The sequence below is a fragment of the Pseudomonas sp. CAM1A genome (genome assembly GCF_047501685.1).
In the GTDB taxonomy this organism is placed as follows: domain Bacteria; phylum Pseudomonadota; class Gammaproteobacteria; order Pseudomonadales; family Pseudomonadaceae; genus Aquipseudomonas.
Genome location: NZ_JBFNXP010000003.1, coordinates 233,989 through 258,176, shown reverse-complemented (window position 1 = coordinate 258,176; position 24,188 = coordinate 233,989). Strand labels below are relative to the sequence as shown.

The 24,188-nt window shown below is 61.6% G+C and carries 20 protein-coding genes and 1 pseudogene; 14 read left to right on the top strand and 7 right to left on the bottom strand.

Features of this window, described 5'->3' with window-relative positions; all coding sequences use genetic code 11:
• Positions 1–2: 2 nt before the first annotated feature.
• From cyoA to hmpA, 3 genes are all read right to left on the bottom strand, one after another.
• Positions 3–947 (bottom strand): ubiquinol oxidase subunit II, encoded by a 945-nt coding sequence (gene cyoA / locus ABZO33_RS09630; protein WP_038707394.1) that lies wholly within the window; start codon positions 945–947, stop codon positions 3–5.
• Between the two features lie 560 nt (positions 948–1,507).
• On the bottom strand, positions 1,508–2,014 hold the full coding sequence (locus tag ABZO33_RS09625; protein WP_414535861.1) for a disulfide bond formation protein B: 507 nt from the start codon (positions 2,012–2,014) through the stop codon (positions 1,508–1,510).
• A 520-nt stretch (positions 2,015–2,534) separates the two neighbouring features.
• Positions 2,535–3,713 carry an NO-inducible flavohemoprotein gene (gene hmpA / locus ABZO33_RS09620; protein ID WP_102682488.1) on the bottom strand — a complete coding sequence of 393 codons (1,179 nt, stop codon included), beginning with the start codon at positions 3,711–3,713 and terminating at the stop codon, positions 2,535–2,537.
• 154 nt (positions 3,714–3,867) lie between these two features.
• Here hmpA and norR point away from each other — a divergent pair, with 154 nt between their 5' ends.
• From norR to ABZO33_RS09600, 4 genes are all read left to right on the top strand, one after another.
• Entirely contained in the window at positions 3,868–5,418 is a 1,551-nt protein-coding gene (norR, locus tag ABZO33_RS09615) for a nitric oxide reductase transcriptional regulator NorR (RefSeq protein WP_414535860.1), read from the top strand.
• A gap of 112 nt (positions 5,419–5,530) precedes the next feature.
• Positions 5,531–6,430, top strand: coding sequence for a chemotaxis protein (locus ABZO33_RS09610; protein WP_414535859.1), 900 nt, complete (start codon positions 5,531–5,533; stop codon positions 6,428–6,430).
• 88 nt (positions 6,431–6,518) lie between these two features.
• Positions 6,519–6,830, top strand: a complete 312-nt coding sequence (locus ABZO33_RS09605; RefSeq protein WP_414535858.1) for a hypothetical protein — start codon at positions 6,519–6,521, stop codon at positions 6,828–6,830.
• A complete protein-coding gene (locus ABZO33_RS09600) occupies positions 6,827–7,561 on the top strand; it encodes a YkgJ family cysteine cluster protein (RefSeq protein WP_414535857.1) in 735 nt (244 codons plus the stop codon). The genes ABZO33_RS09605 and ABZO33_RS09600 overlap by 4 nt, the downstream gene beginning before the upstream one ends.
• A gap of 116 nt (positions 7,562–7,677) precedes the next feature.
• Here ABZO33_RS09600 and ABZO33_RS09595 read toward each other — a convergent pair whose 3' ends face one another.
• On the bottom strand, positions 7,678–9,261 hold the full coding sequence (locus ABZO33_RS09595) for a PAS domain-containing methyl-accepting chemotaxis protein (RefSeq protein WP_414535856.1): 1,584 nt from the start codon (positions 9,259–9,261) through the stop codon (positions 7,678–7,680).
• 222 nt (positions 9,262–9,483) lie between these two features.
• On the opposite strand from ABZO33_RS09595, the gene ABZO33_RS09590 reads away from it, so the two are divergent.
• From ABZO33_RS09590 to ABZO33_RS09565, 6 genes are all read left to right on the top strand, one after another.
• A complete protein-coding gene (locus ABZO33_RS09590) occupies positions 9,484–10,647 on the top strand; it encodes an efflux RND transporter periplasmic adaptor subunit (RefSeq protein ID WP_414535855.1) in 1,164 nt (387 codons plus the stop codon).
• Positions 10,644–13,736: a multidrug efflux RND transporter permease subunit gene (locus ABZO33_RS09585; protein WP_414535854.1), complete on the top strand. Its 3,093-nt coding sequence runs from the start codon at positions 10,644–10,646 to the stop codon at positions 13,734–13,736. Before ABZO33_RS09590 ends, ABZO33_RS09585 begins: the two co-directional genes overlap by 4 nt.
• Before the next feature lie 9 nt (positions 13,737–13,745).
• On the top strand, positions 13,746–14,417 hold the full coding sequence (locus ABZO33_RS09580; RefSeq protein ID WP_134690028.1) for a heavy metal response regulator transcription factor: 672 nt from the start codon (positions 13,746–13,748) through the stop codon (positions 14,415–14,417).
• A 141-nt stretch (positions 14,418–14,558) separates the two neighbouring features.
• Positions 14,559–15,974, top strand: coding sequence for a heavy metal sensor histidine kinase (locus ABZO33_RS09575; RefSeq protein WP_414535853.1), 1,416 nt, complete (start codon positions 14,559–14,561; stop codon positions 15,972–15,974).
• A gap of 130 nt (positions 15,975–16,104) precedes the next feature.
• Positions 16,105–16,329 (top strand): hypothetical protein, encoded by a 225-nt coding sequence (locus ABZO33_RS09570; protein ID WP_023631633.1) that lies wholly within the window; start codon positions 16,105–16,107, stop codon positions 16,327–16,329.
• Positions 16,330–16,534: 205 nt separating this feature from the next.
• Positions 16,535–17,845 carry an OprD family porin gene (locus ABZO33_RS09565; RefSeq protein ID WP_414535852.1) on the top strand — a complete coding sequence of 437 codons (1,311 nt, stop codon included), beginning with the start codon at positions 16,535–16,537 and terminating at the stop codon, positions 17,843–17,845.
• Between the two features lie 13 nt (positions 17,846–17,858).
• Here the strand turns inward: ABZO33_RS09565 and ABZO33_RS09560 are convergent.
• Positions 17,859–18,101: pseudogene (locus ABZO33_RS09560) on the bottom strand (DUF3077 domain-containing protein); the annotation flags it as partial.
• Complete coding sequence (locus tag ABZO33_RS09555) at positions 18,098–18,337, bottom strand: hypothetical protein (protein ID WP_414535851.1); 240 nt, start codon at positions 18,335–18,337, stop codon at positions 18,098–18,100. The pseudogene ABZO33_RS09560 and the gene ABZO33_RS09555, both read right to left, overlap by 4 nt.
• Positions 18,338–18,801: 464 nt before the next feature.
• On the opposite strand from ABZO33_RS09555, the gene ABZO33_RS09550 reads away from it, so the two are divergent.
• The 3 genes from ABZO33_RS09550 (at position 18,802) to ABZO33_RS09540 (ending at position 23,072) form a co-directional block, all read left to right on the top strand.
• The gene (locus tag ABZO33_RS09550) at positions 18,802–20,307 is read left to right on the top strand and encodes a diguanylate cyclase (RefSeq protein ID WP_414536331.1); all 1,506 of its coding nucleotides are present in this window, start codon (positions 18,802–18,804) and stop codon (positions 20,305–20,307) included.
• Between the two features lie 453 nt (positions 20,308–20,760).
• The gene (locus ABZO33_RS09545) at positions 20,761–21,717 is read left to right on the top strand and encodes a reverse transcriptase family protein (RefSeq protein ID WP_414535850.1); all 957 of its coding nucleotides are present in this window, start codon (positions 20,761–20,763) and stop codon (positions 21,715–21,717) included.
• A complete protein-coding gene (locus ABZO33_RS09540) occupies positions 21,714–23,072 on the top strand; it encodes a hypothetical protein (RefSeq protein WP_414535849.1) in 1,359 nt (452 codons plus the stop codon). The genes ABZO33_RS09545 and ABZO33_RS09540 overlap by 4 nt, the downstream gene beginning before the upstream one ends.
• Positions 23,073–23,190: 118 nt before the next feature.
• Here the strand turns inward: ABZO33_RS09540 and ABZO33_RS09535 are convergent, their stop codons facing one another.
• Positions 23,191–23,667 (bottom strand): ferritin-like domain-containing protein, encoded by a 477-nt coding sequence (locus ABZO33_RS09535; protein WP_367857072.1) that lies wholly within the window; start codon positions 23,665–23,667, stop codon positions 23,191–23,193.
• A gap of 202 nt (positions 23,668–23,869) precedes the next feature.
• Between ABZO33_RS09535 and ABZO33_RS09530 the strand changes: the two genes are divergently transcribed.
• On the top strand, positions 23,870–24,091 hold the full coding sequence (locus ABZO33_RS09530) for a DUF3820 family protein (RefSeq protein WP_031315465.1): 222 nt from the start codon (positions 23,870–23,872) through the stop codon (positions 24,089–24,091).
• The last annotated feature ends 97 nt before the right edge of the window (positions 24,092–24,188 follow it).

Here is a 24,188-nt window from a genome sequence, read left to right as displayed (position 1 = left end):
TCTTACTCCTCTGCACCGGCAGCTGGTTGCATACTCGATTCCACACCCTTGGTAGTGGCCAGGTCTTTGCTGCCTGCTTCTTCGTGGTTCGGACGACCGCGGTTCATGCCTTCGTACTTGTCGACGATGCGCTGGAACTGGTCAGCCTGAGCCTCGCTGTACAGCGCGACTGGATTGTTTTCGCTTGCTTTGGCCAAGGCGTCATATTCGGCCTGGTCCAGTTTCTTCGGCGAAGCCTTCACCTCGGCGACCCATGCATCGAAGTCGGCCTGGGAGGTGGCAACAGCCTTGAATTTCATACCGGTGAAGCCGGCGCCGCTGTAGTTGGCGGAGATACCGTCGAACTCACCGTTCTCGTTGGCGATCAGGTGCAGTTTGGTGGTCATGCCAGCCATGGCGTAGATCTGGCCACCCAGGCCCGGGATGAAGAAGGAGTTCATCACGGCGTCGGAGGTGACACGGAAGTTGACCGGGGTGTTGGCCGGGAAGACGATCTTGTTGACCGTGGCGATACCCTGTTCCGGGTAGATGAACAGCCATTTCCAGTCCAGCGCGACCACGTCGATCTGCACCGGCTTCACATCGGAATCCAGTGGACGGTACGGGTCCAGCTTGTGGGTGGAGTGGTAGGTGAAGTAACCCAGGGCGATGATGATCAGGATCGGGATGATCCACACCGCGGCCTCGATCTTGGTCGAGTGCGACCAGTCGGGGGTGTAGGTGGCGGCCTTGTTGGAAGCGCGATACTTCCAGGCGAACGCCAGGGTCATGATGATCACGGGCACGACCACCAGCAGCATCAGGCCGGTGGCGATCAGGATCAGGTTCTTCTGCTCAATGCCGACCTGGCCCTTCGGATCGAGCAGGGTCCAGTTGCACCCACTGAGTAAAAGCATGCCTAAAAAGGGCAATATGCCAAACAGTCTGGGGTAACGCTTTTTACTCATCTCACGACCTCTAGATCAGCTTGCTTCAATGCAATTTGTGTTTTGGTAGCCAACACTTCGTCCTGCCAAGTGCGGCAATTGGCGCCCGTACTCGCCCCTGCCAGGGATCCGACTGCTGGATCTTGGCGTCAAGCGGGTTGGCGGTGCTTATGGTTTCGTAGGCAACAGGCCTGTACTTCAGACCAAGTCCATTTGGTGCGGGAAAACGCGGAGGGGTGTCCGCCCGGTATCGCCGTTGGGCGAAACTTGTCGAAGTCAGCAAATGGAAAGCGCTGCGGCTCCCATCAATCCTGCGACTCGCAAGCAGTGCCGAACGGAAATTGGGGGCGATTGTAGATAGGTCGCCACACGATGACTATGACTTATTGAGCAACAGTCTTTTACAGAATGCGTAACAATACTGGTCAAAAAATCAACTTCGCGACAGTTTGTCGCACCCTGCGCAGTAGCCCTGAAACCCTTGCCGCGCAAGGGCTGGTGGCTGACCTGGATCAATCATCGGGGGCCATTTGCAGCTTATCTCGCCGCGCAATAGACCCAGGTCAATTCGGGACTTTGGTCTAAGCGCGGCGACGGTTACGGTAGATGCCCAGGGGCACCAGGACCGCCGTCAGCACGAACGCCACCAGCGCCCATTGCGCAAGAGACAGGCCGAGGATCGGTGGGTAGGGCGTGGCGCAGAACCCATCGACCTGGAACGCCAGCGGCCAGAGCTTGGCCAGCGGCAGGTCGTCGACGATGGGCTGCAAGGTGTCGATACCACAGCTGACCATGGGGTTGGCGAGTATATACACATGGTTGCCGGCGGCAACGATGCCACCGATGGCGCTGAGCACCACCAGCGCCTCGAAGAAGGTCAGGCTACGGCGCCCGGGCATGGCGGCGGCGATGAAGGCGAAGATCGCGATGAACAGCAGGGCATAGCGCTGCAGGATGCACAGCGGGCAGGGTGCCTCGCCCAGCACCACCTGCATGTACAGGGCGCCGCCGATCAGCGCCAGGCAGATCACGCCGAGGAGCACCAGAAAGCGCCGTTCCCGATTCAGGCGCGATGAGAGTTCGTTCATTGCCGATTCCTTCGATGGAGAGTGACAGCGCGGGCTGCCCGAGGGGCGCCCAGTCTACACGCTGGAGATGACCTTTGAATGCATCGAGGAGGGGCGTGCGCGGCTATCCACTGATGACCTAGGACCGAGCGGGTCGATTTCGGTTCACTGACGCGCGTGAAAAATGCGCCAGCCCAGGTGCCGGGCAGGAGCAGGCCCCTCGACACCTGGGAGTGAAGGATACAGTGATTAAAGGAGGATTAAAGATGAAAGCGGGTGTAACCGCGTTCACCTCTTCCTTATATAGAAGATTGGTTAGGCCCAATCGCTGCGGTTCGGCGCTCGGCCAGGCCGACAGCGCCGAATGTCATCGTCCGCTTCGTTCTCGATTACCCACGGCCGGGAGCATCCGTGTGCTGGTGGCCCGACAGAACGCCGAACCGCAGCGATTGGGATGAAGTCCATCGCGGGGCAAGCCCGCTCCCACGCCGCCATCCTCGGCTTCGTGGGAGCGGGCTTGCCCCGCGATGGGTTCAGCACTTCACTCCAAAGCCGCAGCCGGCCCGAAGAACTCGTAGCGGCTCTGCCCTTCCGGCACACCCAGGCCCTTGAGCTGGCGCTTGATCGCCGCCATGAAGCCCTTGGGCCCGAGGAAGTAGGCGTCGATATCGCGCTCACGCGGCAGCCATTCGGCCAGCAGGTCCTGGTCCAGCAGGCCCACTGCGTCGGCAGCCTGGCTGCCATCTTCTTCTGCGTAGCAGTAGAAGCGCTTGAGTTGCGGATGACGCGCCGCCAGGCCATCGATCCAGTCGCGGAAGGCATGCACCGCGCCGTTGCGCGCGCAATGGATGAAATGCACCGGGCGTTCGGTCTCGAGGGCCGCCTCAAGCATGGCCAGGGTCGGGGTGATGCCCACACCGCCGCTGATCAGCACCAGCGGCTTGTCGCTGGCGACCAGGGTGAAATCACCGGAAGGCGGGAACAGTTGCAGGGTATCGCCGACCATCAAGCCATCATGCAGGTAGTTGGAGACCTTGCCGCCCGCCTCGCGCTTGACGCTGATGCGGTACTGCTCACCGTCGCACAGGGCCGACAGCGAATAGTTGCGGCGCTGCTCCTGGCCATCGATTTCCAGCTTCAGGCCGATGTACTGGCCCGGCTCGGCCTTGAGCACCGGTTTGCCATCGACCGGCGCGAAGTAGAACGAGACGATCTCGCGGCTTTCCTGCTCGCGGCGCACCAGGCGGAATTCGCGGGTGCCGCGCCAGCCGCCGGCGGCCTCTTCCTTCTGCTTGTACAGGTTTTCCTCGGCACCGATGAGGATGTCGGCAAGCTGGCCGTAGGCCGCCGCCCAGGCAGCGATCACCTCGGCGGTGGCGATCTCCTTGCCCAGCACTTCCTCGATGGCGCGCAGCAGGCAGCTGCCGACGATGGGGTAGTGTTCAGGGAGAATCTGCAGGGCGACGTGCTTGTTGATGATCTGGCCTACCAGACCGCCCAGCTGCTCGAGCTGGTCGATATGCCGGGCGTACATCAGCACGCCGTTGGCCAGGGCACGCGGCTGGTCGCCGCTGGCCTGGTGGGCCTGGTTGAACAGCGGGCGTACCTCGGGGTACTCGCTGAGCATCATCTTGTAGAAGTGGGTGGTCAGGGCCTCGCCACCGCTTTCCAGCAGGGGCACGGTGGCTTTGATGATTGCACGTTGTTCGGCATTGAGCATTACGACAACTCCTGAGCCTGTGGCTTCGAATGGTTGCGTAGACCACTTCAGCAATCGTGCCAACTTTGATCGTCAGTAAAACCGGGGGTTTTCATTGATCGATGTCAAAAGGACACACTCAGGCGTATAGTCATTCCGACCAACAGGAGTCCATATGACTGCAAAGCCCCTGCTCACCGCCCTCCTCCCCCTGGTGAGCGACTTGTCCCGCGACCTCCCCGACCAGGAACGCTACCGCCGGCTGCTGCAGGCCATGCGCGGTCTGCTGCCGTGCGATGCCGCGGCGCTGCTGCGCCTGGACGGTGAATGGCTGGTGCCGCTGGCGGTGGATGGCTTGTCGGCGGACACCCTCGGCCGACGCTTCCGGGTCAGCGAGCACCCGCGCTTCCAGGCCCTGCTCAGCCGCCCCGAGCCCACCCGCTTCCCTAGCGACAGCCCGCTGCCCGACCCTTACGACGGCCTGGTCGACGCCGCCCATGTGGATCTCGAGGTGCACGACTGCATGGGTTGCCCGCTGATGGTCGACGAACGCCCGTGGGGCCTGCTGACCCTCGACGCGCTCACCGCCGGCCAGTTCCAGAGCCTCGAACTCGACGCCCTGCAGGCCTTCGCCAGCCTGGCCGCCGCCACGGTGACCGTGGCCGAGCGCATCGAGCACCTGGCCCTGCGCGCCGAGGATGAACACCAGCGCGCCGAAGTGTATCGCCAGGCCAGCGGCCAGGACCGCGAACTGATCGGCCAGAGCAAGGCGCACAAGCGCCTGGTCGAGGAAATCCGCCTGGTCGGCGGCAGCGACCTGACCGTGCTGATCACCGGCGAGACCGGCGTCGGCAAGGAACTGGTGGCCCAGGCCCTGCACCATGCCAGTCAGCGTGCCGGCAAGCCGATGGTCAGCCTCAACTGCGCCGCCCTGCCCGACACCTTGGTGGAGAGCGAACTGTTCGGCCATGTGCGCGGCGCCTTTACCGGCGCCCATGGCGAACGCCGCGGCAAGTTCGAGCTGGCCAACGGCGGTACATTGTTCCTCGACGAGGTCGGCGAACTGCCGCTGGCGGTACAGGCCAAGTTGCTGCGGGTGTTGCAGAGCGGGCAGTTGCAACGCCTGGGTTCGGACCGCGACCATCAGGTCGATGTGCGCCTGATCGCCGCGACCAACCGCGACCTGGCCGAAGAGGTGCGCAACGGCAACTTCCGCGCCGACTTCTACCACCGGCTGAGCGTGTATCCATTGCACGTCCCGCCGCTGCGCGAGCGCGGCCGCGACGTGCTGTTGCTGGCGGGCTTTTTCCTCGAACAGAACCGCGCGCGCCTGGGGCTGGGGAGCCTGCGGCTGTCCACCGACGCCCAGGCCGCCTTGCTGGCGTACGGCTGGCCGGGCAACGTCCGCGAACTGGAACATCTGATCGGCCGCTCGGCGCTCAAGGCATTGGGGCAGCACGGGCAGCGGCCGAAGATCCTCACCCTGGAAGCGGCTGACCTCGATCTGCGCAACGTGGCGCCGAGCATGCAGGTAGTAGCCGAGGCGCCGTCGGCCGACCTGCCGTTGCCCGAGGGTGGGCTGCGCGAAGCGGTGGATGATTATCAACGGCAGATCGTCGAAGCATGCCTGGATCGTCACCAGGACAACTGGGCAGCCGCAGCCCGGGAGCTGGGGCTGGATCGGGCCAACCTGAACCGGCTGGCCAAGCGCTTGGGGCTGCGCTGATGGGGCCGCTTCGCAGCCCCCCCTACAGAGCGAATAGCAAACTAAGCTAAAGCCTGGCGCCAGAAAGCCGATAACCCGGCATCCTCCCCCTCATTCATAGCGAAGGTTGTCCATGGCCACGCAAAAAGCCCGCGCGGACTCGCTGTCCCTGCTGCTGTTCACCCTGCGCAGCGGCAAGCTGATGGCTATCAACCTGCTCAAGGTCAGCGAGATCATCCCCTGCCCGCCACTGACCAAGCTGCCGGAGTCCCACCCGCACGTCAAAGGCGTCGCCACCCTGCGCGGCAACTCGCTGTCGGTGATCGACCTGTCCCGCGCCATCGGCGAAATGCCCCTGGCCGACCCCGACGGCGGCTGCCTGATCGTCACCGAGATCAGCCGCTCGCGCCAGGGCCTGCATGTGCAGGCGGTGAGCCGCATCGTCCATTGCCTGAGCACCGACATCAAGCCGCCGCCGTTCGGTTCGGGCAACCGTTCATTCATCACCGGCGTCACCCGGGTCGACAACACCCTGGTGCAGGTACTGGATATCGAGAAGGTCATCCACGGCATCGCCCCGCCGCCCCACGAACCACACCCTGGGGAGGTCAGCGAAGAAGATGCAAGCCTGCTGGCCGCCGCCAACATCCTGGTGGTGGACGACAGCCAGGTCGCGTTGCAGCAGTCGGTGCACACCCTGCGCAACCTTGGCATCGAGTGCCACACCGCGCGCAGCGCCAAGGATGCGATCAACGTGCTGCTGGAGCTGCAAGGCACCGAGCGGGAAATCAACATCATCGTCTCCGACATCGAGATGTCCGAGATGGATGGCTTCGCTTTCACCCGCACCCTGCGCGAAACCCCGGACTTCCAGCACCTGTACATCCTGCTGCACACCTCGCTGGACAGCGCCATGAGCGGTGACAAGGCCAAGCTGGCGGGGGCCAATGCGATCCTTACCAAGTTCTCCTCGCCGGAGCTGACCAACTGCCTGGTGACGGCGGCGCGGGCGGTGGTGTTCGAGGAGCGCTGACACATCAAGTCAGGATTTTCCTGACTTGATGAAGGAAAACGTTCGGGCATAATTCGCGCCCTTCGCAGGTTCATTGCCGGTGTCGCGTATGAAATTTCTCAATTCGTTCCTGATTCTCTGCGCCCTCGCCAGCGGCGCAGTCCACGCTTCGAGCAACCAGGCCTGGAGCGACCAGCGCCAGCACATGCTCAAGGCCTGCCTGGCCGCCAGCCAGTTCAAGGATGCCCACGCCCTGGGCAAGCCCGCCGAGTTCGACGACCAGGTCGGTTACAGCGCGCTGCTGATCGAGGGCACCTACCCGCAGAAGCACATGCAGAACCGCACCGGTACCGAGCTGTGCCTCTACGACCGCCAACGCCAGCAAGCCTTCACCAGCGAATGGGAAGCCGGCAAGCGATGAGCGACAGTATTCGCTTCGCCTGCACCGGCTGCGGCAAATGCTGCACGGGCCATCATGTGCCGCTGACGCTTGCCGAAGCCCACCAGTGGGCGATCTCTGGCGGTCAGGTGGTGGTGCTGATCGAAGGTTTTCTCGTCGATGGCCCTGGCATGCCGGCAGACCAGCGCGAGCATGTGCTGCGCCGTTCGCACCCGGTGCCATGCGGTGACGCGCAGTTGCAGGTCTCGGTGACCTTCGCCGCCTTCAATCCGGGGCGCTGCCGCAACCTCGATGACAATGACCTGTGCGGCATCTATGAAAGCCGCCCGCTGGTCTGTCGCATCTACCCGGCGGAGATCAACCCGCACCTGCCGCTGCGCCCGGAAAACAAGGACTGCCCGCCCGAGGCCTGGACCCAAGGGCCGGAACTGATTCACGGCAGCCTGCCGGTGGATGAGGCGCTGCGTGCCCTGATCGAGGCCTCACGCCAGGCCGACCGCGACGATATCGCGGCCAAGGTGGCGATCTGTCAGGCACTGGGGATGACCACCAGTGCGCTGAAGGGTAACGGGTTTACCGCGTGGTTGCCGGACATGGCGGCGTTTGCCTCGGTGCTGGAGCAGGCGCCACAGGCGGTCGATGGACCGTGGGCGGTGCATGTGCAGGACGAGGCGCTTGCGGCAGAGCTACAGGAACATCGCCTGCAGGTGACGGGCGAAGCGCCGGTCTACTATGCGTTCATCGGTTTCTAGATAGATCCAATCGCGGGGCAAGCCCGCTCCCACGCCCTGTCCCTTCGAAGCCTGGATGCCAACATTGTGGGAGCGGGCTTGCCCCGCGATAAGGCCGGCACAGACAATCCAGTCAATCACTGACACCGCCGCCAGAACTCATCCGCCAGCCGCCGCAGGTCCTTGGCCAGGTCCGCCACGTCACTGGCACTGCTGTGGCTGCGCTGCCCGACGCTGACCGTCGCCTCGCTGGCCTGGCGGATGCTGGTGATGTTGCGGTTGATGTTCTCGCTGACCTGGCTCTGCTGCTCCACCGCCGCGGCGATCTGCAGGCTCATCTCGTTGATCTGGTTGACCCGCACGCTGATGCTGTCCAGCGCGTCGCTGGCCAACTGTGCCTGCTCGACACTGTGCCCGGCATGGGCGCTGCTCTGCTGCATCACCTGCACCGCCGCGCGGGCACCGTCCTGCAGGGCACCGATCATGCGCTGGATATCGTGGGTCGACTGCGCGGTGCGCTGGGCCAGGCCGCGCACCTCGTCGGCGACCACCGCGAAACCGCGCCCCTGGTCGCCCGCTCGCGCCGCCTCGATGGCGGCATTAAGCGCCAGCAGGTTGGTCTGCTCGGCGATGCCACGAATCACGTCGAGCACCCCGGAAATCTCCCTGCTATGGTTCTCCAGTTGCTGGATCACCTCGCTGGCTTCCACCAGCGAGCCGGCCAGGTCCTGGATCGCGCAGCGGTTGCGATCGACCAACTGGTGGCCGGACTGGGTCTCGTCCTCGGCCTGGTCGGCCGCCATCGCCGCCATCTGCGCGCTGCTGGCCACCTGGGCGACGCTGGCGCTCATCTGGTGGATCGCCGTGGCCACCTGATCGGCTTCGCTCTGCTGCTCCAGGCTGTTGGCGTGGCTGCTGTGCAAGGCCTCGGCCAGCGAGCCCGAGTGACCGGCCAGGCGCGAGGAGGTGTCGCCGATGCGCCCGACCACCGCCCCCAGCTGCGCCTTGAGCATGCGCATGGCGAACTCGATCTGCCCCAGGCCATCACGCCGGCCGGTGTACAGCTGCTGGCTCAGCGGATTGTCGGCAATTACCTGGGCCTGTTGACGCAGCCGCTCATAGGGGCGCAGCAGCAACAGGATTGCCAGGCTGCTCAAGCCGGCAGCCGCCAACACCTCCAGCAATGATTCCAGCAGCGGTGCCCCCAGCCACCATTGACCCGCGCCTATCACCAGCGCCAGCACCACACCGACCGCCAACGACAAGCGCGTGCCCAGCTGCAGCACCGGCAAGCGCTCGCGCCAGCCACGCCGGCCTTCGCGCAACCTTGCATAGCAGCGCTCGGCCGCCGCGACCTGCTCCACCCCAGGCTTGGTCCGCACCGACTGGTACTCCAGCACCTGCCCGCCGCTGCTGATCGGCGAGACGAAGGCACTCACCCAGTAGTGATCGCCGTTCTTGCAGCGGTTCTTCACCAGCCCCATCCACGAACGCCCGGCCTTGAGCGCCTGCCACATCTGGGCGAAGGCCTGGGGCGGCATGTCGGGATGGCGGACGATGTGGTGAGGATTGCCCAGCAGCTCCTCGCGCGGGAACCCGCTGACCCGCAGGAAATCTTCATTGGCATAGGTGATGCGGCTGTCCAGGTCGGTAGTGGACAGGATGTTGGCGTCGCCGGGGTAATCCACTTCGCGACCGGTAACAGGCATATTGCACTTCATCGGAGGCACTCGTTGTTGTACGGGAAATCGGCAGGGCGTACGACTCTAGGGGCAAACGCCGGCGTAACATTGATCCATGGCAGGGTATTGGCACTTGGCCATCAACGCGCCGAAACTGACAGCCGTGACAGCCTGGCGTCACGCTGCCGACCCGGTCGGCGCGCTATAACCCTGCAATAGCCGAATCCATTTCCCAGCCCCTTGGCCAAGGTGCCCGCCCCGATGCGACGTCCGTCCCGCTCCCTCGTACTCGCCGCCCTGGCCCTCGCTCTGCTGGTCGCCATCGGCGCCTGGCAGGGATTGCGCCGCGAAGCCCCGGTCAACCGCGCCGCCAGCGCGATACCGGTGCGAGTGATCGCCGTGGCCCAGCAGGACGTGCCGCGCTACCTGAGCGCCATCGGCTCGGTGCTGTCGCTGCACAGCGTCGAGGTGCGCCCGCAGGTCGAGGGCGTGCTGACCCAGGTGCTGGTCAAGGAAGGCCAATGGGTCAAGCAGGGCGACCTGCTGGCCACCCTCGATGACCGGGCGATCCGCGCCAATCTCGACCAGGCCCGCGCCCAGCTCGGCCAGACCCAGGCGCAGTTGCAGGTGGGCAACGTCAACCTCAAGCGCTACCAGTTGCTCAGCAGCGACGACGGCGTATCGAAGCAGACCCTCGACCAGCAGCAGGCGCTGGTGAACCAGTTGCAGGCGACGATCAAGGGCAACCAGGCGGCCATCGACAATGCCGCGGTGCAGCTCAGCTACACGCAGATCCGCTCGCCGGTGAGCGGTCGCGTCGGCATTCGCAACGTCGACCCTGGCAACCTGGTGCGCACCAGCGACACCCAGAGCCTGTTCAGCGTCACCCAGATCGACCCGATCGCCGTGGAGTTCGCCCTGCCCCAACAGCAGCTCCCAATCCTGCAGGGCCTGCTCAATTCAGCCACGCCCGCCGAAGTGGAGACCTACCTGGACGCCGACGGCGAACGCAGCCTGCTCGCCAAGGGGCACTTGATGCTGATCGACAACCAGGTCTCGGCCACCACCGGCACGGTGCGAGTCAAGGCCGAGTTCGACAACCGGGACGGACGCCTGTGGCCGGGCCAGCTGGTTACCGTGCGCCTGCGCACGGCAGTGGACGAGGACGCCCTGGTAGTGCCGCCGCCGGTGGTGCAGCGCAGCATCGACGGCCACTTCGTCTACCGGCTGGACGGCGACAAGGTCAGCGCCGTGCCGGTCAAGGTGGTGTACCAGGACAGCACGCTGAACGTCATTGCCGGGGTCAAGGCTGGCGATCGCCTGGTGCTGGACGGTCAGTCGCGGCTCAAGCCCGGCAGCACTGTCGAGGTCACGCCCGATGCCCCCGCCCCAGCGGAAATGGCCGACCGCAGGAGCCAGCCATGAACACCCGCAACGGCGTCTCGGCCTGGTGCATCGACCACCCCATCGCCACCCTGCTGCTGACCTTCGCCCTGGTGCTGCTCGGTGCCATCGCCTTCCCGCGCCTGCCGGTGGCGCCACTGCCCGAGGCTGACTTTCCGACCATCCAGGTCACCGCCCAGTTGCCCGGCGCCAGCCCGGAAACCATGGCCTCGTCGGTCGCCACGCCCCTGGAGGTGCAGTTCAGCGCCATCCCCGGCATGACCCAGATGACCAGCAGCAGCGCCCTGGGCTCGACCAACCTGATCCTGCAGTTCACCCTCGACAAGAACATCGACACCGCCGCCCAGGAGGTCCAGGCGGCGATCAACACCGCCACCGCGCGCCTGCCCCAGGACCTGCCCAGCCCGCCCACCTGGCGCAAGGTCAACCCGGCCGACAGCCCGGTGCTGATCCTCACCGTCAGTTCGGCGCAGATGCCCGGCAACCAACTGAGCGACTACACCGAGACCCTGCTGGCCCGCCAGCTCAGCCAGATCGACGGGGTCGGCCTGATCAACATCACCGGGCAACTGCGCCCGGCCATCCGCGTGCAGGCCCAGCCCGAAAAGCTCGCCGCCATCGGCCTGACCCTGGCCGACATCCGCCTGGCCATCCAGCAGACCAGCCTCAACCTGGCCAAGGGCGCGCTGTACGGCGAGCACAGCGTGTCGACCCTCGCCGCCAACGACCAGCTGTTCCACCCCGAGGACTACGCGAAGCTGATCGTCAGCTACCGCAATGGCGCCCCGGTGCACCTGGCCGACGTCGCCAAGGTGATCGACGGCGCCGAGAACGCCTACGTCAGGGCCTGGTCCGGCGAACAGCCGGGGTTGAACCTGGTGATCTTCCGCCAACCCGGGGCGAACATCGTCGACACCGTGGACCGGGTGATGGCCGCCCTGCCCCGCCTGCAGGAGATGCTGCCGGCAGCGGTCGAGGTATCGGTGCTGCAGGACCGCACGCAGACCATCCGCGCCTCGCTGCACGAGGTCGAGCTGACCCTGCTGATCGCCGTGGCCCTGGTGATCGGGGTGATGGCGTTGTTCCTGCGCCAGTGGTCGGCGACCTTCATCGTTTCCAGCGTGCTCGGCGTGTCGCTGATCGCCAGTTGCGCATTGATGTACGTGTTCGGCTTCAGCCTGAACAACCTGACCCTGGTGGCCATCGTCATCGCCGTGGGCTTCGTGGTGGACGATGCCATCGTCGTGGTGGAGAACATCCACCGCCACCTGGAGGCCGGCGACGACAGCCGCACCGCCGCGCTCAAGGGCGCCGGCGAGATCGGCTTCACCGTGGTGTCGATCAGCTTCTCGCTGATTGCCGCGTTCATTCCGCTGCTGTTCATGGGCGGCGTGGTCGGCCGGCTGTTCAAGGAGTTCGCCCTGACCGCCACCGCGACCATCCTGATCTCGGTAGTAGTCTCGCTGACCCTGGCGCCGACCCTCGCCGCGCTGTGCATGCGCCGCCCGCCCGAGACGCAGCATGATGGTTTCGGCCAGCGCCTGGTGCGCTGGTACGAGAAGGGCCTGGACCGGGCCCTGGCGCACCAGCGCGTCACCCTCGGCGTGTTCGGCCTGACCCTGGCACTGGCGGTGGTCGGCTACGTGGCCATCCCCAAGGGCTTCTTCCCGTTGCAGGACACCGGCTTCATCCTCGGCACAAGCGAGGCGGCGGCCGATGTGTCCTATCCCGCGATGATCGAGAAGCACAAGGCCCTGGCGAAGATCATCGAAGCCGACCCGGCGGTGCGCGCCTTCTCCCATTCGGTCGGTGTCACCGGCAGCAACCAGACCATCGCCAACGGGCGCTTCTGGATCTCCCTCAAGCCCCGTGGCGAACGCGACGTGTCGGCCAGCGAATGGATCGACCGCATGCGCGCGAAACTGGCGCAGGTTCCCGGCATCGTCCTGTACCTGCGCGCAGGGCAAGACATCAACCTCAGTTCCGGGCCGTCGCGCACCCAGTACCAATATGTGCTCAAGAGCAACGACGGCGTCGCGCTGAACCTGTGGACCCAGCGCCTGACCGAACGCCTGCGCGAGAATCCGGCGTTCCGCGACCTGTCCAACGACCTGCAACTGGGCGCCAGCGTCACCCGCATCGACATCGACCGCCAGGCCGCCGCGCGCTTCGGCCTGACCACCACCGACGTCGACCAGGCGCTGTACGATGCCTTCGGCCAGCGGCAGATCAGCGAGTTCCAGACCGAGACCAACCAGTACAAGGTCATCCTCGAACTGGACGCCCGCCAGCGCGGCAAGGCCGAGAGCCTCAACTATTTCTACCTGCGCTCGCCGCTGTCCGGCGAGATGGTGCCGCTGTCGGCCCTGGCCCATGTCGCACCGCCCAGCACCGGGCCGCTGTCGATCAGCCACGACGGCTTGTTCCCGGCGGCCAACCTGTCGTTCAACCTGGCCCCCGGCGTGGCCCTGGGCGATGCGGTGCAGATCCTCGAACGCACCCAGCGCGAACTGGGCATGCCCGACTCCATCGCCGGCAACTTCCAGGGCGCCGCCCAGGCGTTCCAGAGTTCACTGTCGAGCCAGCCCTACCTGATCCTCGCCGCGCTGGTGGCGGTGTACATCATCCTCGGCGTGCTCTACGAGAGCTTCGTGCACCCGCTGACCATCATCTCCACCCTGCCCTCGGCGGGCCTGGGCGCGCTGATCCTGCTCTGGGCCATGGGCCAGGACTTCACCATCATGGGCCTGATCGGCGTGGTGCTGCTGATCGGCATCGTCAAGAAGAACGGCATCCTGCTCATCGACTTCGCCCTCGAAGCCCAGCGCAACCACGGCATGACGCCCGAGCAGGCGATCCACCAGGCGTGCCTGGTGCGCTTCCGCCCGATCATCATGACCACCCTGGCCGCATTGCTCGGCGCGCTGCCGCTGATGTTCGGCTTCGGCGCCGGCGCCGAGCTGCGCCAGCCACTGGGCATCGCCGTGGTCGGCGGCCTGCTGGTGAGCCAGGCCCTGACGCTGTTCACCACCCCGGTCATATACTTGGCCCTGGAGCGCCTGTTCCACCGCCGCCGGGCCACCGTCGCCCCCGCGCCGACCGCCAGTTGAGGCAAGACCATGCGTGTACTGATCATCGAAGACGAAGAAAAAACCGCCGACTACCTGCATCGCGGCCTCACCGAGCAGGGCTTCACCGTCGACCTGGCGCGCGACGGCATCGACGGCCTGCACCTGGCCCTCGAAGGCGACTACGCGGTGATCGTGCTCGACGTGATGCTGCCTGGCCTCGATGGTTACGGCGTGCTGCGCGCGCTGCGGGCGCGCAAGCAGACGCCGGTGATCATGCTCACCGCCCGCGAACGGGTCGAGGACCGCATCCACGGCCTGCGCGAAGGCGCCGACGACTACCTGGGCAAGCCGTTCTCGTTCCTCGAACTGGTGGCCAGGCTGCAGGCCCTGACCCGGCGCAGCGCGATCCACGAGCCACTGCAGATCCAGGTGGCGGACCTGTGGATCGACCTGATGGCGCGCAAGGCCAGCCGGGCCGGCCAGCGCCTGGACCTGACCGCCAAGGAGTTCTCGCTGCTCAGCGTGCTGGCGCGCCGCCAAGGCGAAATCCTGTCCAAGACCGCCATCGCCGAGCTGGTCTGGGACATCAATTTCGACAGTGATGCCAACGTGGTCGAGGTAGCGATCAAGCGCCTGCGCGCCAAGCTCGACGGGCCGTTCGACAACAAGCTGCTGCATACCATCCGAGGCATGGGCTATGTCCTGGAAAATCGTGGGTAGCCTCAGGGGCGCTGCGCGCATTTCGTTGATAGCGTGGGAGCGGGCTTGCCCCGCGATGCAGGCGGCGCCGTGGATGGCACCGGCTTGGCCGGTGTTCGCGGGGCAAGCCCGCTCCCACGCAATCCCCAAGAGCACACGGGCATGAAGCGCTTGCACACAAAACCGAGCAACTCCATCGCCCTGCGCCTGTCGGCGCTGTTCGCAATGGTTGCCCTGGCCGTGTTCGTGCTGATCGGCAGCGCCCTGTACCGCCAGGTCGATCGCAGCCTCGACCTGTTGCCTGAAGCCGAACTGGATGCGCGCTTCAGCGTGCTCGAATCCACCCTCAACCGCTACGGCACCCCCGAGCACTGGGCCAAGATCAACAACAAGCTCAACCTGCTCGGCGAAGAAGACCGGCGCATCCGCTTCTGGGTGGTGAGCGGCACTCCGGCCTTCGAGTATGGCCAGCCCAGCGAACAGGTCCGCGCTTTCGCCGACGGCCCGGTGGGCATGCGCGACCTGCGCCTGAGCGACAGCCCCTATCCCTACAAGGTGCTGGTCAGCGCCCTGCCCGCGCTGGGCGAGCGCCCGCCGCTGCGTTTTCTGATCGGCATCGACACCGAGACGTTCTGGCAGGCCCAGCACAGCCTGCTGGTGGCCATCGTCGGCCTGGCGGCCTTCGGCGTGGTGCTGGCCTCGCTGCTGGGCTACTGGGTCGCGCGCATTGGCCTGCGCCCACTGCTGGCCCTCTCCGACGAAGCCCAGGCCCTGGCCCCGCCACGCCTGGATGGCCGCCTGCAGACCCGCGACCTGCCGCCGGAACTGGCGCGCTTCGCCGGCACCTTCAATGCCGCCCTCGACCGCGTCAGCCAGGCCTATTCGCAACTGGAAGCCTTCAACGCCGACGTCGCCCACGAACTGCGCTCGCCGCTGACCAACCTGATCGGCCAGACCCAGGTCGCACTGACCCGCGGGCGCAGCGCCGAGCACTACTTCGAGGTGCTGCAATCGAACCTCGAAGAACTCGAGCGCCTGCGCAGCATCATCAACGACATGCTGTTCCTGGCCAGCGCCGACCAGGGCAGCAAGGCCACCGCCCTCACCCAGGCCTCGCTGGCCGAGGAAGTGGCCACCACCCTCGACTACCTCGACTACATCCTCGAAGACGCCCACGTCAGCGTCACCGTCAGCGGCGATGCCCAGGCGTGCATCGAGAAGGCCCAGTTGCGCCGGGCACTGATCAACCTGTTGAACAACGCCGTGCAGCACACCGCGCCGCACCAGGCGATCCAGGTGCGCATCGAAGCGGATGACGAGCAGGTCAGCATCGCCGTGAGCAACCCGGGGCCTGCGATAGACGACGAACACCTGCCGATGCTGTTCGAGCGCTTCTATCGGGTGGATGCAGCCCGCGCCAACAGCGGCGGCGGCAACCACGGGCTGGGCCTGGCCATCGTCAAGGCAATCGCACTGATGCACGGCGGCAGTGTTTTCGTGCACAGCGAGGCCGGGGCCAACACCTTCGGTATCAACTTGCCGAGCGCTCAACTACGCGGGTTTGCGGTAAAAGTCTGAGTGTTTTTGCCGTGATCATTACTTTTTGCGCAACAGTGCTTATCTGAACAGCCTCTGTTTCCCCGCTGTTTACAGGACTAACTTTAGCCCTGTCTCCATTAGCACTTGCCCCGCAAGAAGGTTGTTCCAAATGTCCAACAGTATGGGTATTGCCAGCGTCTTCGTCCTGTCTTCCCTGTTGTTGTCGCCCCTGGCCATGGCGGAAGAATCCCCGGCCTTCGTCGCCCGCAACGCCGAACTCGCCGCGGTTCACCAGGAGGCGCGTGACGCCTACGCCGCGCAGCAATCCGCTGCGGCTAAAGACGCACAGCAGACAGCTTCCAAGGTATCTGTCGATACCGATGCCGATAGTTGACCGGCTACGTCGACTGTTTCCAGTTTTCCCTGGGCTACACCATGGGCACTGCCTGTGACGATATGTTAGCCTTTCAAAGCCGCTGCCTTTCAGCGGCTTTTTTTATGCGTCGAAAATCTCAGCCTGGCTGTTACGTCTCTAATAAGAACTTGCAGACACGACAATAAAAAACTGCCCCATCGCTTGACCAAAGGAGTTTGTACCGGTGTCTTTCGCGTTTCGTTTCACCCCGTTGTTCGTTGCATTGGCCGCAACGATGCCCGTGGCCGCACAGGCCGATGAAGACAAGGCTGATGGCTTCATCGAGGGTTCCACGCTGAACCTGCATTTCCGAAATGCCTACTTCAACCGCAACGAGAAGAATGCCTCGATCAAGGACAAGCGCGAGTGGGGCCAGGGCGCCGTGGCGCGCTTCGAGTCCGGCTACACGCCGGGCGTGATCGGCTTCGGCCTCGACGCCCACGCCATGGTCGGCCTGAAGCTCGACGGTGGTGATGGCCGCGCCGGCACCTCGATCCTGCCGAGCGCGCCGGAGGACAAGGCACGCCATGCCTTCTCCACCGCCGGCGGCGCGATCAAACTCAAGGGCTTCGATACCGAGTTCAAGGCCGGTGACCTGTTCCTCACCAACCCGGTGATCGCCGGTGGCGAAAGCCGCATGCTGCCGCAGACCTTCCGCGGCGTCGCGCTGACCAACAACAGCATCGACGGGCTGATGCTCGAAGGTGGCAAGGTCAGCTTCACCAAGCCGTACAACCAGAGCGGCCACCGCCGCATCAACACCTACTACAGCAACCAGACGCCCGAGCAGGACAGCCAGAACCTGAGCTGGGCCGGCGCGTCGTGGAGCGGTACCGAGGGCGTCACCGCCAACCTCTACGCCGCCGAGCTGAAGGACATCTGGAACCAGTACTACGCCGACTTCGACTACACCTACGCGGTCAACGACCTGGTCAGCCTGAACCCAGGCGTGCACTTCTATCACACCCAGGACACCGGCCAGTCGAAGCTGGGCAGCATCGACAACAACACCTGGAGCGTGCACTTCACCGTCGCCGCCGGGTACCACAGCGTCACCGCCGCCTACCAGCGGGTCAATGGCGACACGCCGTTCGACTACATCAACCTGGGCGACAGCATCTTCCTCGACAACTCGCGCATGTACTCGGACTTCAACGCACCGAACGAGCGCTCGTGGAAGCTGCAGTACGACTACGACTTCGCCGGCCTCGGCATGCCGGGCCTGAGCACCTCGCTGTCGTACTCGCGCGGCAAGGCCGACCTGACCAAGGCCAGCCAGGACACCCAGTACTACGCCTTCTACAACGCCGACGGCGAAAATGCCCGGCACTGGGAGCGCGACTTCGACGTGAAGTATGTGTTCCAGGAAGGCCAGTTGAAGGACCTGTCGGTGCTGCTGCGCTATGCCACGCACCGGGCCAACGCGGCGTACTCGACCATTCAGGACAACAACGAATTCCGTATGATCGTGGATTATCCGCTGAACGTGTTCTGATCTGAAACCGATCGCGGGGCAAGCCAATCTCCAGGTCATTGATCAGCGCCTTGGCCATGGCGCTGAGCATCCGCGCCGCACTCCCCGCTTTCAGGTCACCTTCCATTTCCGCCTCGGTGGTCAGGTGCAGGATGCAATCCTGCAATACCGACAGTTCATCGAATGCCCGGCTCAAGGGCACACCCGGCAGCACGCGATAACATTCCAGGAAGGTCTCGTCGCCCGCGGTGACGGGCATATCGAGCTGCTCGCTCATGGCTGCACCTCCAGTGAGCTGGCGTGGGCCATCAGGCAGCTCAGCAGCCGGCTGAGGATGGAAATGTTATCCACCAGGATCTCGGGACGCTCATCCACGGGAAAGGCCATGTAGACATCGCAGGTGCGGGTCATCATGGTCATCAGGACAGCGGCATGCTCCCAGACTTCGGCGAGGGGCAGATGGTCGATGATGGAGATGTAGGGGATGGGGGGATCAGGTACCAGCTTTTTCATAAGCAATTTCCAATGTCATTAAAGGAAACCGCCAGCTCATCCTTTCTCACCAGATAAGGGTGGCAGCCGTACATGGGGTGAGAAAACCGAGGACATTGGAACCCGGTCAGACCTAAGTCTGCCCATGCACGGCTGCCGTAACAGAATGCGGAACCAACATCGTTCGGGTTTCTCACGCCCGGTCACCAAATTTGGCGACCCGACGACGTTAGCCCTGATGCATTTCCCAGCCTATCCAGACCCTTCCGGCAAGCGCGTAGGATAGGTCCCAAGCACAGCCCGACTGAAGCATTTGGTTTCAGATTCGGAAATGTCGTACATCCCATCGCGGGGCTACTGAATCAATTCCGTCGGGCAAAACACCTTTGATCTTGTCCGACAATCCCGCCTTGCCTAAAATACCGCCGCCGCTTTCCGGCCCACTCCCCATGGATCCCGGGGCTTATGCAGTTGCGAGCATGACGTTGCCCACCCGATCACCACGATCCGCCCTGTACAAGTCACACCCCGAGCTGGTCCTCAACCTGGGCAGCTGCCTTGCCGTGCTCGCCATCGTGGCCATCGTCGGCTACCTGCTGGCCCGCGAGCGCGACAGCGTCGAGCAATCGGAAATGCGCTCGTCGAGCAACATCGTGCAACTGATCGAAAGCGACATCCTGCGCAACGTCGAGCTCTACGACCAGTCGCTCAAGGGCCTGATCTGGGCCGTGCAGCACCCCGAGCTGCTCAACGTGCCGACCAAGCTGCGCCAGCAGATCCTGTTCAACCAGGCCTTCTCCGCCCCGGTGCGCGGTGACATTCTCTGGCTCGATGCCAAGGGCGACGTGCTCGGCGACTCCACCAGCGCGGTGCCGCGCCAGGCCAACTTCGCCGACACCGTGGCCTTCCAGGCGCACCGCGACCGCCCGGGCCTGGGCCTGCTGATCAGCCCACCGTTCAAGGCGCGGCTGGGCGACCTGGACTGGTGCATCAGCTTCAGCCGGCGCATCTCCGGCGCCAACGGCGAATTCCAGGGCCTGGCCGCCGGGGCCCTGCGCCTGTCCTATTTCAATGAGCTGTTCCAGCGCCTGGACATCGGCGTGGACAGCAGCATCAACCTGCTCAACACCGATGGCCAGCTGCTGGCGCGCCAGCCGACCCGGCCGCAAGACCCACTGATCGGCACCAGCTTCAGCGAGCGCCCCAACTTCAAGCGCATCCTCGGCGAGCGCAGCGGCAGTTTCACCGCCCGCTCGACGGCCTATGAAGGCCAGCGCCTCTACACCTTCGCCCGGGTCGCCGACCTGCCGCTGATCGTGCTGGTGGCCCACTCGGCCGATGAAGTGTTCCAGTCGTGGCGGCGTACCGCGATCGTGGTCAGCGTGGCCACCGGCGTGTTGTGCATCGGCATCCTTTGGCTGACCTTGCTGCTGGGCCGCGAACTGCGTCGGCGCCACGATGCCGAACTGGGTCTGGCCACCCTCGCCGCCACCGACAGCCTCACCGGCCTTGCCAACCGCCGCCGCCTGGACCAAGTGCTGCGCCAGGAATGGGCGCGCGCCCAGCGCAACCGCAAGCCGCTGGCAGTGCTGATGGTGGATGTGGATCACTTCAAAGCCTTCAACCAGCGCCATGGCCATGCCGGTGGCGACCATGTGCTGCGCGAGGTGGCCACCACCATCGAGCTGTGCATCCGTCGCCCGGCGGACCTGGCGGCGCGTTACGGCGGCGAGGAGTTCCAGGTGGTGCTGCCGGAAACCGAACTGGCCGGCGCCCGGTTGCTGGCCGAGCGCATTCGCGCCAGTGTCGAGGCGATGCCGCCATTTGGCGATGACGAGCGGTCGGTGACCGTCAGTGTGGGGATTGGTCTGCACACCCCAGGCAACCATCAGGATCTGGCGGCACTGCTGGGTGATGCGGACGAGGCGTTGTACCGGGCCAAGGCCAATGGCCGGAATCGGGTTGAGGGGGCATTAGACGAAATCTCGTAAATTAGAGGTTTTTCAACTGGATCTTTATGCCTACCCGATTCCTTTCGGGACGATGCCCGAGAAGGGTATTTTTCAGCAGAATCAATGAGTAGGTGAGCTGGAACGAGCTTGCTCTCCTAGACGATTGTTTTCTATACCGGAACCCGCTACGATAACAACATGTCAGTGACTAGGAGTATCTCCAGTCGCAACGCTGACCTCTACAGGCCTTGACTCATGTTACTTTTGTATGACTTTTCTCCTGCGTTTTGGAGAAAAGTCATACAGATAGTAAATTCGAATACAAGGCCATCAGTTTATCCCTCCCTCTTTCTCCTGCCTTCTTCAGTCTTTCTTAGCATGCGCACTTTGTTAGTTTGGCGCTCAACCTAAGATTTATTCACATACATCTTAGACTCTCGTGCCAAATAGGCTATGCTACCTTATTTGCTACAAGATCGTCCGAGAACCAGCATGGCAAATATTACATTCGAATCTGCTTTTGAAGCAATGTATCATGAAAAATATGATTTTTCAGACTTCATATCCGGCGACATATCAAAAAGAGTAAAAAAACGAACCAAAATCGCTGAGAAAATTATATATGAAGCCGACCCAACGCTAAAAACCTATCATAAATTTCTTAATCTTTTTGTACTCCAATGGTTAAAGTACAATGAATCCTGCGTTTATTCGTACCGCAAGGGCTTTAACGTTTCGGACGCGGTAAAAAAACACTCTGCAGGCAAGTATTTCTTTCAGACCGACTTGAATAATTTTTTCGGCAGCCTAAGTACGGAACTAGTGAGAAAATGCATTATTCAAAGCATCGAAAGTATTCCTATTAGCGATACATTGCAGTACGTTGATCGCATTCTGGATATGATTACCATAGACGGATGGTTGCCAGTTGGATACTCAACATCGCCACTAATTAGCAACGCTTGTCTTTTGGAGTTTGACGACCTACTTGAAAGCTTTTGCAGAGACCACGGCTTTACCTATACTAGGTACTCTGACGACATAATAATTTCAGGAGGCAACAAAGAGCTATACAATATCAAACCAGCAGTAGAGGCGATACTAAAGCAGTGTTTCGGCGATACGCTATCGCTGAATAGTGCAAAAACAAAATTCAACTCCATAGGTAACAGGGTGATCATTCTTGGCATGATGATTTTACCCAACGGCTCGATCACTATTGACTCGAAATTAAAAAATGAAATCGAAGTACTCCTTCACTTTTACACAAAAGATAGAGAAAAGTTCCTAGACAAAATAAATACTGAAAGCAACGCAGCCCTTACAAAAATATCTGGATACCTTAACTACATAAACACAACAGATAAAATATACTTAGACAAGCTCAGAAGGAAGTACGGAGCCTCAGTTGTCGACATGTTCGTTCGCGGATCGGTAAAATCACTATGAAGATACATCTCGAAATTTGTAACATCCAACACGTTTCGAGCCTAAGCTTTAGCATCGACTTAAACGACCCGAAACTTACATGTCTAATAGGCAAAAACGGAGTTGGAAAAACAACACTAATAAAATCGATTCAAAACTTGAAATTTGCTGACACTTTCACGCAAACATCCCAACCTGGCATATTCAGCAATGAAAGCTTCATAAAATACAAAGTCAACGATTCGGAATACACTTTCACTTACGACCATAACATCCGCACGCTGAATACAAAGACCCTCATACCAGATCATATAAAGGCCAACATAGACGTAGAGCTCCCTATACCACACGGGCAACGCTTCAGTTTTTTTCAAACGCTGACGAAAGCCGACCCTGATATTCGAAGCAACATTGTCTTGCGCACATTTGACCGCCCAACGGAGCTCATCAACTTCCTAAATTACATATACTCCACGACCAAGTTTGATTCACTGATACGCATAAAGGTTAAACGCACAGATTACTTCTGCATACTCTTAGACAACAGCCGATACATCAGGGAAGACTACCTCAGCTCTGGCGAGTATTTATTAATTAGCGTCTACAGAAAAATAAAAAACCACTGCAAGTTAATTGTAATAGATGAAATTGATATATCACTCGACGCAGCAGCGCAGACGAGACTAGCTTTTAAGCTTCGTGAATTTTGCCATCTATACAACGTAAATATTGTATTTACCACACACTCCCTCGCCCTTATAAAAACCCTTTCAGACAACGAGATATTTTACCTACTAGAAGACAACGGAAACGTCTCAGCAGCACCAGCGTCCTATGGGTATGTGAAGAGCCTGCTCTTTGGCTTTAGGGGGTGGGACCGTTACATCCTTACAGAAGATGAGTTACTTCAAAAACTTTTAGAGCACATACTTACTAAACATCACCCTGCGACTCACTTCCAGTACAAAATAATTTACATAGGTGGCGGAAGCGGTGTTGTAGATTTAATGACCAGAAATGCTAAAGAAGAATTTTTTTCTGAGCAAAAAAATGTAATTTCCATATTAGATGGAGATCAAGCCGAGCTCAAGCACGCCAAAAACTTCAAAAATGTTTACTGCATTCCATTTGACAGTGTAGAAAAGCAATTACACTCAGATTATCACAATGGCGCACCTGACTTAGTAAAAACTCTTGGCGCTATACCAACAGATCTAGACAATAAAAAATTTTATAAACATGTCATAAAAAACAAACTAATGTCTGAATCTCAAATAATCGAGCACCTCTGCTTAACCCACCATGAAAAAACCCTAGAATTCTCAAAAATATTCAATGAATTTCTTTACCTAAGCGATCAAAAGAAACAAGCATAGCATTCAATAATCACAGCATGTCTCTCGTTAATTTTTACACTATCTATATTTACATACTCCGCCACTGAACTATCTCAATATAAGCTGATAGCCCAGTGGCGGCATTAACTAATTAAATCTATGAACGGGCGCGGGCTGCGTTACGCAGCGCCTTCACCTGATCATGGTTACGCTGCACACCCTGCAGCTGTTTCTCTACCAAGGCATAGGAAGTGTCGTTGGCTGACCGGCCCAGCTTGACCAGCTTCTCACGGGCCTCTTTGTAGGCCTTCAGCGCATGGTCTTCACCACGCTCCACTTCGTTGAGCACCGCCTCTTCGTCCTTGCCGGTGACCATCGACTTGAGGTTGACCCAGCCACGGTGCAGGTCGCCGCTGATGCTGGTGCTGGTTTCCGGGTCGCCGCCCAGGCGCCGCACTTCGCCCTGCAACTCGGCGGCGGCACTGGCGCATTCGCCTGCCCGCTGCACAAAGAATGCTTTCAGTTCAGGGTTCTTCACATCCTCGGCGGAGGTCTTGAAGCCTTTCTCACCATCCTTGCTGTACTCGATCAGGTCGTTGAGTACGTCGATCGTGTCTTTGTTGGGATTACTCATGGCAACAACTCCTTGGCAGGTGATAGTCACCTTGATCGGAGCAGGCTTCGTGCCAGGCCCATGAAATAAAAATAATTCATATAAATCAGCGACTTGAATAACTCATAAACAGGCCGTTCAACGGCGTTCTGCATGATCGCCGCTTGGGTCGTCGTGCAGTTTGCAGTATGGTCCGCGCTTCACCCGCAACAGGCTGCCCCCGATGAAACCCGAAACCCTGCAACTGCTGGTCACCCGCACCATGCCCTTCGGCAAGTACCAGGGGCGGATCATCGCCGACCTGCCGGGGGATTACCTGGCGTGGTTTGCCCGTAAAGGCTTTCCGCCCGGTGAGCTGGGCGGGTTGCTGGCGTTGATGCACGAGATCGACCACAACGGTCTGGGCGACCTGCTCAAACCGCTGCGGGGCAAGACCAGGGGTTGAGGCGTTTGATGGCCCTATCGCGGGGCAAGCCCGCTCCCACGTCTTGTCAGCTGCCAGACGTGGGAGCGGGCTTGCCCCGCGACAGGGCCCTGCTGGG

Bases quoted from the DNA above. Each gene is read 5' to 3' on its own strand.
- cyoA (WP_038707394.1), bottom strand. From the start codon at position 947: ATGAGTAAAAAGCGTTACCCCAGACTGTTTGGCATATTGCCCTTTTTA.
- ABZO33_RS09625 (WP_414535861.1), bottom strand. From the start codon at position 2,014: ATGAACGAACTCTCATCGCGCCTGAATCGGGAACGGCGCTTTCTGGTG.
- hmpA (WP_102682488.1), bottom strand. From the start codon at position 3,713: ATGCTCAATGCCGAACAACGTGCAATCATCAAAGCCACCGTGCCCCTG.
- norR (WP_414535860.1), top strand. From the start codon at position 3,868: ATGACTGCAAAGCCCCTGCTCACCGCCCTCCTCCCCCTGGTGAGCGAC.
- ABZO33_RS09610 (WP_414535859.1), top strand. From the start codon at position 5,531: ATGGCCACGCAAAAAGCCCGCGCGGACTCGCTGTCCCTGCTGCTGTTC.
- ABZO33_RS09605 (WP_414535858.1), top strand. From the start codon at position 6,519: ATGAAATTTCTCAATTCGTTCCTGATTCTCTGCGCCCTCGCCAGCGGC.
- ABZO33_RS09600 (WP_414535857.1), top strand. From the start codon at position 6,827: ATGAGCGACAGTATTCGCTTCGCCTGCACCGGCTGCGGCAAATGCTGC.
- ABZO33_RS09595 (WP_414535856.1), bottom strand. From the start codon at position 9,261: ATGAAGTGCAATATGCCTGTTACCGGTCGCGAAGTGGATTACCCCGGC.
- ABZO33_RS09590 (WP_414535855.1), top strand. From the start codon at position 9,484: ATGCGACGTCCGTCCCGCTCCCTCGTACTCGCCGCCCTGGCCCTCGCT.
- ABZO33_RS09585 (WP_414535854.1), top strand. From the start codon at position 10,644: ATGAACACCCGCAACGGCGTCTCGGCCTGGTGCATCGACCACCCCATC.
- ABZO33_RS09580 (WP_134690028.1), top strand. From the start codon at position 13,746: ATGCGTGTACTGATCATCGAAGACGAAGAAAAAACCGCCGACTACCTG.
- ABZO33_RS09575 (WP_414535853.1), top strand. From the start codon at position 14,559: ATGAAGCGCTTGCACACAAAACCGAGCAACTCCATCGCCCTGCGCCTG.
- ABZO33_RS09570 (WP_023631633.1), top strand. From the start codon at position 16,105: ATGTCCAACAGTATGGGTATTGCCAGCGTCTTCGTCCTGTCTTCCCTG.
- ABZO33_RS09555 (WP_414535851.1), bottom strand. From the start codon at position 18,337: ATGAAAAAGCTGGTACCTGATCCCCCCATCCCCTACATCTCCATCATC.
- ABZO33_RS09545 (WP_414535850.1), top strand. From the start codon at position 20,761: ATGGCAAATATTACATTCGAATCTGCTTTTGAAGCAATGTATCATGAA.
- ABZO33_RS09540 (WP_414535849.1), top strand. From the start codon at position 21,714: ATGAAGATACATCTCGAAATTTGTAACATCCAACACGTTTCGAGCCTA.
- ABZO33_RS09535 (WP_367857072.1), bottom strand. From the start codon at position 23,667: ATGAGTAATCCCAACAAAGACACGATCGACGTACTCAACGACCTGATC.
- ABZO33_RS09530 (WP_031315465.1), top strand. From the start codon at position 23,870: ATGAAACCCGAAACCCTGCAACTGCTGGTCACCCGCACCATGCCCTTC.